A 2,706-nucleotide genomic window follows, 5' to 3' on the forward strand; every position below is an offset into this window, starting at 1 on the left:
CGAGCGCCGCATGTCCTTCGATGTGTGAGGCGACCTCGAGCGCACTCCACGTCTGCGGCACGACGACCTCGGTGCTCTCATGCCCGCGCAGCACCACCGTCGAAGCGAGCAGTGCCTGAGGAAGTTGTGCAGTGGCCGAGACGACGGGAACCATGGGGCACTGCGGATCCCACCCACGAAGCTCGGCCAGCGTGTCGATGGCATCGAGCGGACCGCCGCTGAAGATGGCAGCCCGCAGACACTGAGCTCGTTCGGTCTCGGACATGGCCAGGAGGCGGCGAGTGTGCTGTAGGGGTGCTGATTCTCGGCGGCGACCCAGCACCAGCGTCCCGTCCGAACATGAGGGTCCCCTCGCGATTTGGGCGGGACGCGCGGACGATAGGTTGGGGCGACGCTTCTCCGAGCAAGGATGGTTCCGTTGTTCCAGAAGATTCTTGTCGCCAATCGTGGTGAGATCGCCATCCGCGCGATCCGCGCCGCTCACGAGCTGGGTGCGCGGACGGTGGCGGTGTTTCCTGTCGAGGACCGTGGCTCCGAGCACCGGGTCCGCGCCGACGAGGCCTACGAGATCGGCGAGCGCGGGCACCCCGTACGGGCCTACCTCGACCCTGAGGCGATCGTCGAGGCTGCCGTCCAGTGTGGTGCCGACGCGGTCTACCCGGGCTACGGCTTCCTGTCGGAGAATCCCGATCTGGCCGAGGCGTGCGCGCAGGCCGGCATCACGTTCATCGGTCCCCCCAAGGAGGTCCTCGAGCTCACCGGCAACAAGGCGTCCGCGATCGCGGCCGCCAAGGCGGCAGGCGTGCCGACCCTGAAATCGGTCGAGCCGTCGTCAGACGTCGACACGCTCATCGAGGCGTCGGACGTTCTCACCTACCCGCTGTTCGTCAAGGCTGTCGCCGGTGGTGGAGGCCGTGGCATGCGCCGGGTCGACGACCCAGCCCGGCTGCGTGAGTCGATCGAGGCCGCGATGCGCGAGGCTGACGGCGCCTTCGGCGACCCGACCTGTTTCATCGGGGAGGCAGTGGTCGACGCGCGCCACATCGAGGTGCAGATCCTTGCCGACCAGCAGGGCAACGTCGTGCACCTGCGCGAGCGCGACTGCTCGGTGCAGCGGCGCCACCAGAAGGTCGTCGAGATCGCGCCGGCTCCCAACCTCGATCGCGACATCCGCAAAGCCATGTGTGCCGATGCCGTGACGTTCGCCCGCTCGATCAGCTATTCGTGCGCGGGGACGGTGGAGTTCCTGCTCGGGCCGGACGGCCGCTACGTGTTCATCGAGATGAACCCCCGCATCCAGGTCGAGCACACGGTCACCGAGGAGGTCACCAATGTCGACCTCGTCCAGGCGCAGATGCACATCGCAGCCGGCGCGACGCTTGCCGACCTCGGCCTCGCCGACCAGGACAGCATCAAGGCGCGCGGCTTCGCCCTGCAGTGCCGCATCACGACAGAGGACCCGTCCAACGGATTCCGGCCCGACACCGGCACCATCACGTCCTATCGCTCTCCGGGCGGGCCGGGTGTGCGCCTCGACGGTGGCACGACCTACACCGGCGCCGTCATCAGTGCGCACTTCGACTCGCTGCTGTCCAAGCTGACCTGTCGTGGACGCGACTTCGAGTCCGCCGTCATCCGGGCCGAGCGCGCGCTGGGCGAGTTCCACGTCGGCGGCGTCTCGACCAACATCCCGTTCCTCCAGGGGCTGCTGGCCAACCCCGACTTCCGCGCCGGTGATGTCACGACGACCTTCATCGAAGGTCACCCCGAGCTGCTCGAGGCCCGAGGCGCGTCCGACCCGGCCGGCAAGATCCTGTCATGGCTGGCCGACGTCACCGTCAACAAGCCGAACGGAGCTGCGCCGACGGTGATTGAGCCGGTCTCCAAGCTGCCGCTCGTCGACCTCACCGTCATGCCGCCCGACGGCTCACGGCAGCTGCTTCTCGAGCTGGGTCCGGAAGGGTTTGCCGATGCCCTGCGTCAGCGCGACACGGTGGGAGTCACTGGCACGACATTCCGCGATGCGCACCAGTCGTTGCTCGCCACCCGCGTCCGCACACGTGACCTCGTGACGGTTGCGCCGTACGTCGCGCGCATGACGCCGCAGCTGCTGAGCATCGAGGCCTGGGGCGGTGCGACGTACGACGTGGCGCTGCGGTTCCTCAAGGAGGATCCGTGGGATCGTCTCGCTGCGATGCGTCAAGCGGCTCCGAACATCTGCCTGCAGATGCTGCTGCGCGGGCGCAACACCGTCGGTTACACGCCCTATCCGGTCGAGGTCACCGATGCGTTCGTCGCCGAGGCCGCGGCCACCGGCATCGACATCTTTCGCATCTTCGACGCCCTCAACGACGTCGACCAGATGCGTCCGGCAATCGAGGCCGTTCGTGACACCGGCACGGCCGTCGCGGAGGTCGCGCTCTGCTACACCGGCGACCTCTCCGACCCCGACGAGACGCTCTACACGCTCGACTACTACCTGCGCCTCGCCGACCGTATCGTCGATGCCGGTGCGCACGTCCTGGCGATCAAGGACATGGCCGGGCTGCGGCGGGGGCCGGCCGCCCGCAGGTTGGTGATTGCACTGCGCGTGCTCTTCGACCTGCCGGTGCACCTGCACACCCACGACACCCCCGGCGGCCAGCTCGCGACCCTGGTCGCCGCGATCGAGGCCGGTGTCGATGCCGTCGACGTCGCCTCCGCGGC

2 protein-coding genes are annotated in these 2,706 nt (G+C 68.3%); one reads left to right on the forward strand and one right to left on the reverse strand.

Annotated features, from left to right (window positions below):
- A partial coding sequence (locus H7290_RS08635; protein ID WP_290513613.1) for a hypothetical protein occupies positions 1-265 on the reverse strand: 265 nt, incomplete at its 3' end.
- Between the two features lie 153 nt (positions 266-418).
- On the opposite strand from H7290_RS08635, the gene H7290_RS08640 reads away from it, so the two are divergent.
- The coding region (locus H7290_RS08640) for a pyruvate carboxylase (RefSeq protein WP_290513614.1) at positions 419-2,706 on the forward strand (2,288 nt) is incomplete at its 3' end.

Origin of the sequence: Aeromicrobium sp. (assembly GCF_014378035.1) — a bacterium.
Classification (GTDB): Bacteria; Actinomycetota; Actinomycetes; order Propionibacteriales; family Nocardioidaceae; genus Aeromicrobium.